This window comes from Sulfurimonas sp. (assembly GCF_026991475.1).
In the GTDB taxonomy this organism is placed as follows: Bacteria; Campylobacterota; Campylobacteria; order Campylobacterales; family Sulfurimonadaceae; genus Sulfurimonas.
This window is the reverse complement of sequence record NZ_JALXBK010000053.1, coordinates 1-6,639: the sequence shown is the minus strand read 5'-3', so window position 1 is coordinate 6,639 and position 6,639 is coordinate 1. Positions and strand designations below refer to the sequence as shown.

The following is a 6,639-nucleotide window of genomic DNA, read 5'->3' as shown; positions in this document are numbered from 1 at the left end:
TTATTCATTATCTCATGTATGATATTTTCAACCAATGAAGCTAATCCATTTGAACTGATTCCATTAGCACCTACTAAATCATTTTTACTTAAGTTTCCAAGTAGTTGATCTATGTTTAATTTATTTTTCATTTGACTCATATATGCATCCATCTATTTATTATCCTTATAATAGCAAATTTTTCGGACACAACATTTATTTTTAGTCCCCACGAAGCATATTTATACACTTTTTAATGATGATGGAACAAGATTTAGAGCAGTTGTCGGAAAGAACAAGGATAAGGAAACAATAATTAGTTTTTATTCAAACAGAAGAGGTCGGAGTCATAATGCTCAACCAATCCCATCTTCTGATGAAACAATTATACCACAAACCACAAAAAAAGGTAAAGGCTTGCTTGCAAGAACAGCAGAGAAGCGAAAGCAGCAAGGGCTTCCAGAAAAAGGTTCATTTGTCTATCATCCAGAGAGAAAAAAAGAATACTACCTCTCTGATGATGGTGTGGCTTACTTTAAACGTGCAAATGGAACATATAGAGAGATGCCAAACGAGAGCATAATACAAGAGCTACATCAAATAAAAGAAGATGGAATAGACAACTTTTTAGCCAAACGAAAACAAGAAGATAAGCAACTAGATGATACGCTAAACGCAGCAGATGCAAGAACAAAAGAAGAGAGCTACAAAATGGAACACACTGCTCCTGTAAACGATGAAGTAAATTCAAGAGCCGATGATGTTTCTCAATCTTTTAATGATGACATCTACTCAAAAGATGCACAACGACTTCACGGACATGGAAACCCACAAATGGATGAGGAGAGCATACTTGCAATACATAAAGCGAAAGGAAACCCTGAGAATGAGATAACAATTTACAGGGCAGTACCAAAATCTGTAAAAGATGGCATAAACCCTAACGATAAACTACCGCACAGGCAGCTTGGAAGCTCTGAAGTCTGACCCTCTGAAGTTTGACCCTGTAAACTGCTGCGAAGTATAACATTATAATTGCCACTACCGGTATTATAAATATCCATATAAATCAAAGAAACAGATGAAAAATTTTCATTCAGAGACCAGAAGTGTATAGTAGAGATTTTTGATAAGCTCAGAGAATTTAAAGAGGGTAATGATATTGTGACGCTTTTCAATAGAGTCAGACCGCAGTAATCCTATCATTAATTTACAGTGAAGTGTTTGGGTATAATAATGTGATGGAAAAGTACACGCTGGCAGATACTGGTAGAGAAAAACGATACAACAAAGCATTATCTTTAGACGATGCACATGTTGACAGTGTAATAAAGATAGCAAAAAAACATATTGTCAAAGGAAATAAAAACTCAAAATCTTTTAAAAATTATGATAAATTTCATAGTAAAATTTTGGCAGATACTAATAATTACAAAGAAAAGGCGATAGTGTTTGATGATTTTGAGTATTGATTTTTGAAAAACTTGGAAATAACAAAGCAATACGGTTTACAGATAGTGAAGTTACTCGGATGAATGGAAAAGCACTTATACATAACCATCCATCAGGGCAAACATTAAGTTTTGAAGATGTCTTGTTGGCGATTAGGGGAGAACTAAAAGAGATTGTTGCATTCTCTGGAAAAGGAACTTATTTTAAGTTAATTATTAAAGATAAATTAGATATAAATGATATTAGGATACAATACGCTCAAGCAAAAAAAGAGGCTGCATCTGTAATCAATACATTGGTTTCTAAAGGTGTCTTTACAAAAGAACAGGCTGATTTAGAGTACAAGCATTTTATAATGTCGCTGTTCTCTCAAAAAATAAAAGGAGTAAGGTATGAGCAAACACAATATTAAAAAACTTTTCGATGAAGTAAATGACTTACTTATGGATTTGGCTATTGTGTCCACAGAAAAAGGAATACACTTAGACAATGATCTCGAATCTGCTGTATTGCATTTACTTCTTGATGAAAACTTCAATGAGATGACGCTACTAAAGCATAGAATTGAAACGGCAATTAAAAAAATAAAAGATGGAACTTTCAAAATAAAAGATATTGAGAATATTAAACATTCAAAGGCGGCTTAAGTAGGGCTTAATTCTGATTTAAAGAATCCTTAATTTCAGCATCAACACTTTAAATATTGTCATTTCTCACAGAGTATAAATCATTCTCTATCTTCAACATTAGAAAATAATCTGTTTTTTCCAAAAGAGATTAATTGAAAAAAGAAAGTAAGATGTTTCAATAACAATTCATAAATAAATATGACAGAATCTATTAGTGAGGAAAACTTATGAAAAAATATTATTGTAAAATTGATGTTAGTGATAATGCGTTTAGATAACTATCTTGTAGAAAAAGGTTTTGTTGATAGTCGTAACAAAGCACAGGCTCTTATAAAAGAGGGTCTTGTTTTTGTAAATGAAAACATAGCAAAAAAAAGTTCTTATAGAGTAGAAGAGAGTGATAGTGTAAATGTGCAGGAACATAGGTCGTATGTCTCTCGTGCTGCGTTTAAGTTGGATGCTTTTTTAGAGGAGCTGCGTTTAGATGTACAAGGAAGAGTCGCACTTGACATTGGTTCTTCTACTGGTGGGTTTACTCAGGTGCTTTTAGAGCGTAATGTTGCTGAGGTAAACGCAGTGGATGTTGGGCGAGATCAACTACACTACTCTTTGCGTGAAGATGAAAGAGTGAATGTTTACGAGGGGTGTGACATTCGTAAATTTGAACCAAATCGTACTTTTGACTTGGTTGTCAGTGATGTTGCGTTTATCTCTTTACTCTATATTTTAGAGGATGTGCAGAGACTTGCATCGCGAGATATTATTTTACTCTTTAAGCCACAGTTTGAAGTGGGGCGTGAGGTCAAGCGTGATAAAAATGGTGTTGTTCTTGATAAAAAAGCCATCGCAAACGCAATGCAAAAGTTTGAAGATGCTTGTCTCTTAAAAGAGTGGAAATTGGTGCAAAAATCACCTTCATCACTTACAGGAAAAGAGGGAAATTTAGAGTATTGTTACTACTTTAAAAAGTAGTCGTACTGTTTATTTGAGTAAAATCAGCGTTGCTAAACCTAAAAATACAAAAAATCCCATAGCATCTGTAGCTGTTGTGAGCAGTAGTGGCGACGCGATAGCAGGGTCAATGTTAAAGCGTTTCATAATGATAGGTAAAAATGAACCGATAAGACCTGCTAATGAGAGGTTTATGATGATAGCTAGAGCAACAACAGCACCGAGCATTGGTTGATGAAACCAGAAGTATGCTAAAACTCCCACAACAACGCCAACTATAAGACCATTGACAATGCCAATAAGAAACTCTTTTCCCATTATTTTGTATGCCAATGTTTTGCTGATTTCTCCAAGGGCTAAACGCCGCACTGTTACGGTGACGGCTTGATTACCAACATTACCGCCAAGTGCTGCAACAACAGGCATCAAAACAGCGAGTGTGACTATTTGCTCTATTGTTCCTTTAAAGTGATTTACAACTAATGCAGAGAGGAGAATTGCACAAAGGTTAATGAAAATCCATTCAAGTCTTTTTCTTTGCGCTGTAGCAAAACTTTTTTCAGCTTCATGGTGTGTTCCAAGCATATTGAGTGCCTGTTTCTCCTCCTCAACACGAATAAATATATAGGCATCATCAAAAAGAATACGTCCAAGAAGTTTTTTACTTTTATTTACAACACCAAGTGTAGAGAGGTCGTTTTCTTCAAAAAGTTTTACGGCAGTATGAATATCTGCATGTTCATTAATCATCAATGCCTGGGGTAAATTTTCTTTCTCCATGATTTGCTCAATGGTTTGTGTATCATCATAAAGCAGTAGTTTACTAATATCTAAAACACCAAGCAGATGCTCTTTTTTGGTGATGATAAAGAGCTTATTAAACGCAGCGTGAGTGAGGGATGCCTTCTCATAAGTTTGTATTTTTCGTTTTATATCTAAAACTGTTTCATCTTGAGTTGCACTGAGAAGTTCAAGATGCATATAAGCACCAACCTCATTGTCTTCGTATTCTAAAAGCTGTTTAATTATATGTTGCTGCTCTTTTTTTAGTAATTTATATATATTTTTTTCGAGTGTTTCATCTATATGTTTTATGCGATTGATGAGATGTTTTGCTCGATTACTCTCAGCGTAGGAGACTGCCTCTGCTAGTTTTTGATAAGAAATATTTTTGATGATATGTTTAAACTCTTCATGAGGTAGTTTGAGAAGTTTTTGTGCAAGCTGTTCTATGGGCGTATCATCTATTGTCATGCAGTAAAAATCCTTTTGTATATGTTATAATGTGGTTATAATGTAATTATAGTCATTTTTAAGGAAAAAGTGTAAATGAAAAAAACGACATCCGTTGCTATAGGTGGATTTGACGGTATGCATATTGGACATCAGGCACTTTTTTGTGAACTTGATGCAGATGGTACTGTTGTAGTTATTGATGCAGGGTATGCGAACTTAACACCGAAAAATTTTCGGGAGTTACATACAAAACATAAAGTAGAAATATTGCAGCTTGATGCAATCCGTCATCTTGATGGGAGAGGTTTTGTGGAGCTTTTGGGGCGACACTTTCCAAAACTCAAGAAGATTGTTGTCGGATATGATTTTCATTTTGGAAAAGATAGAAAGTACTCTTTTGCTGATTTGAGAGAGCTTTTTGAAGGAGAAGTAGTTGTGGTAGATGAAGTAAAACATAATAATGACTCAGTACATTCGCATAAAATTCGTGCCAAGTTGCAAATAGGTGATATAAAAGGAGCGAATGAATTTTTAGGCTATAACTACAGCATTCATGGGAGTCTAATAAAAGGACAAGGTCTAGGTTCAAAAGAACTTTTTCCTACTATAAATTTAGAAGTAGGGGACTTTTTACTCCCAAAAGAGGGTGTTTATGTAACAACAACGCGTATAGATGATGAAGAGCATTTTCATCCATCTGTAAGTTTTATTGGACATCGCGAAAGTACCGATGGTTCGTTTGCGGTAGAGACGCATATACTTGATGGCGTGGTAGAGTGTAAGCAAAAAGCAGAAATTCGTTTTGTCTCTTTTTTGCGAGATAATGAAAAATTTGCAAGTTTAGATGCACTTAAAGTTGCAATAAAAAAAGATATAGCCAAGGCTACTAAAGAGCTAAAATTGTTAGCACTCTAAAAAGGAAAACATTGCAAAGAGAATACTTAGAAAACAGAAATAAAATAAACTTCAAATTTGAACAGAACAAAGATGATTTTATTGTAGATGAAATACCTATAAAATTTAAAGGAAATGGAAATTTTCTTATTTTATATGTGAAAAAAGTGGAGCTTACCACATGGGACATGATAGCTGCGTTTGCAGAGTTTTTAAATCTGCCTGCCGAGAAGATAGGCTATGCAGGGTTAAAAGATAAACATGCAACAACGACACAGTATATAAGTGTAGAGGCAAAATATGAAAAAGCACTTAAAAAGTTTAAACATTCTCAAATTAAAATTTTAGATACAACGCGACATATTCATTCCATTCGTATGGGTGATTTAGAGGGAAATCGTTTTAGCATCAATCTTTTTGAGGTCTCACAAATCGAAGCAGGGCAAATTGAAAAGCTTGCACGAAAGAGTGAAAAAAATGGACTTCCAAACTATTTTGGCTACCAAAGATTTGGTAGAGATGAAGATTCTATAGAACAAGCCAAAGCAATGATAGCTGGAGATTTATATATAAACGATGCAAAATTAAAAAAGTTTCTTATCTCTATTTATCAGAGTCAATTTTTCAATGATTGGCTTAGGGAGAGAGTTATATTGTCTCGTGAAGAAAATGGTGGTAAATTTATGCTTTTAGAGGGCGATGTTTATCTCTCAGATGAAGAGAAACTCTTTACGCCAAAAAACATTCCTCAAAAAGATTTTGATGCACATAAAGTTGTGCCAACAGGACTACTTATAGGTCGTAATGTTTACAGAGCAAGAGCAAAAGCTCGTGAAATAGAAGAAAAATATGATGATGAATTTTTGTACGATAAAGGTCTGCGTAGAGCAGCACTTATATTTCCACAAGATATAAAATTTGATTACAGAAATAATTTTGATATTTTAAACATTGCGTTTACTCTTCCAAAAGGTGCTTATGCAACAGTATTTTTAGAAAATATAGCCAACAAGAATTTTTCTGTAAAGATGGTAAAAGCTAGTAAAAAATAGCTTTTATCTATCTACCATTCCTCTTCTTCTGCGTTTATATCTGCATCATCGTAGGGATCCATATGTATTAAAATGTGTAGTTTTTTATCTTTATCAAATAGTTTTTTGATTTTAGCTTCTACTTTATCGGCGATTGTATGGGCATCGTACAACGATATAGAGACATTAAAAACTGCATGGAAAGATATGAAAACATGAGAACCTGAGATTCTTGTTTGTAGATAGTGGTATGTTGTAATCTCTGGCTCAGCATCTAAAATCTCTTTTATTTTATCTATGTCTTCTTTTGGCAGGGAAACATCAAGAAGCATTAAGACTCCCTCTTTGATGATTGGAATGGCTGAGTAAATCATATAAATAGCAATAGCGACACCTAAAATAGGGTCAATAAGTTGCTCTCCTGTGTAGTGCACTGCTACAAGGGCAAAGAGTACCGCTGCGTTTGA

Annotated in this window: 9 protein-coding genes; 7 read left to right on the top strand and 2 right to left on the bottom strand. The window is 34.3% G+C overall.

Going from position 1 to position 6,639, the window contains the following annotated elements; all coding sequences use genetic code 11:
- Positions 1 to 396: 396 nt before the first annotated feature.
- The 5 genes from MV589_RS04405 (at position 397) to tlyA (ending at position 3,032) form a co-directional block, all read left to right on the top strand.
- Entirely contained in the window at positions 397 to 966 is a 570-nt protein-coding gene (locus tag MV589_RS04405; protein ID WP_297432435.1) for a hypothetical protein, read from the top strand.
- A 251-nt stretch (positions 967 to 1,217) separates the two neighbouring features.
- The gene (locus MV589_RS04400) at positions 1,218 to 1,451 is read left to right on the top strand and encodes a hypothetical protein (protein WP_297432434.1); all 234 of its coding nucleotides are present in this window, start codon (positions 1,218 to 1,220) and stop codon (positions 1,449 to 1,451) included.
- Positions 1,452 to 1,510: 59 nt separating this feature from the next.
- Positions 1,511 to 1,843 carry a hypothetical protein gene (locus MV589_RS04395; protein WP_297432432.1) on the top strand — a complete coding sequence of 111 codons (333 nt, stop codon included), beginning with the start codon at positions 1,511 to 1,513 and terminating at the stop codon, positions 1,841 to 1,843.
- Positions 1,824 to 2,078, top strand: a complete 255-nt coding sequence (locus MV589_RS04390) for a hypothetical protein (RefSeq protein WP_297432430.1) — start codon at positions 1,824 to 1,826, stop codon at positions 2,076 to 2,078. The genes MV589_RS04395 and MV589_RS04390 overlap by 20 nt, the downstream gene beginning before the upstream one ends.
- Before the next feature lie 246 nt (positions 2,079 to 2,324).
- Positions 2,325 to 3,032, top strand: coding sequence for a 23S rRNA (cytidine-2'-O)-methyltransferase TlyA (gene tlyA, locus MV589_RS04385; protein WP_297432437.1), 708 nt, complete (start codon positions 2,325 to 2,327; stop codon positions 3,030 to 3,032).
- Positions 3,033 to 3,041: 9 nt separating this feature from the next.
- Here tlyA and MV589_RS04380 read toward each other — a convergent pair whose 3' ends face one another.
- The gene (locus tag MV589_RS04380; RefSeq protein ID WP_297432428.1) at positions 3,042 to 4,265 is read right to left on the bottom strand and encodes a magnesium transporter; all 1,224 of its coding nucleotides are present in this window, start codon (positions 4,263 to 4,265) and stop codon (positions 3,042 to 3,044) included.
- A 75-nt stretch (positions 4,266 to 4,340) separates the two neighbouring features.
- Here MV589_RS04380 and MV589_RS04375 point away from each other — a divergent pair, with 75 nt between their 5' ends.
- Both MV589_RS04375 and MV589_RS04370 read left to right on the top strand, forming a co-directional pair.
- Positions 4,341 to 5,162: a bifunctional riboflavin kinase/FAD synthetase gene (locus tag MV589_RS04375; RefSeq protein WP_297432426.1), complete on the top strand. Its 822-nt coding sequence runs from the start codon at positions 4,341 to 4,343 to the stop codon at positions 5,160 to 5,162.
- Positions 5,163 to 5,173: 11 nt separating this feature from the next.
- Entirely contained in the window at positions 5,174 to 6,193 is a 1,020-nt protein-coding gene (locus MV589_RS04370) for a tRNA pseudouridine(13) synthase TruD (RefSeq protein WP_297432424.1), read from the top strand.
- Between the two features lie 11 nt (positions 6,194 to 6,204).
- Here MV589_RS04370 and MV589_RS04365 read toward each other — a convergent pair.
- Positions 6,205 to 6,639, bottom strand: a 435-nt coding sequence (locus tag MV589_RS04365; protein ID WP_297432421.1) for a cation diffusion facilitator family transporter, incomplete at its 5' end; no start/stop codon positions are given.

Coding starts and splice junctions, on each gene's coding strand:
- MV589_RS04395 (WP_297432432.1), top strand. CDS start 1,511: ATGAATGGAAAAGCACTTATACATAACCATCCATCAGGGCAAACATTA.
- MV589_RS04390 (WP_297432430.1), top strand. CDS start 1,824: ATGAGCAAACACAATATTAAAAAACTTTTCGATGAAGTAAATGACTTA.
- tlyA (WP_297432437.1), top strand. CDS start 2,325: ATGCGTTTAGATAACTATCTTGTAGAAAAAGGTTTTGTTGATAGTCGT.
- MV589_RS04380 (WP_297432428.1), bottom strand. CDS start 4,265: ATGACAATAGATGATACGCCCATAGAACAGCTTGCACAAAAACTTCTC.
- MV589_RS04375 (WP_297432426.1), top strand. CDS start 4,341: ATGAAAAAAACGACATCCGTTGCTATAGGTGGATTTGACGGTATGCAT.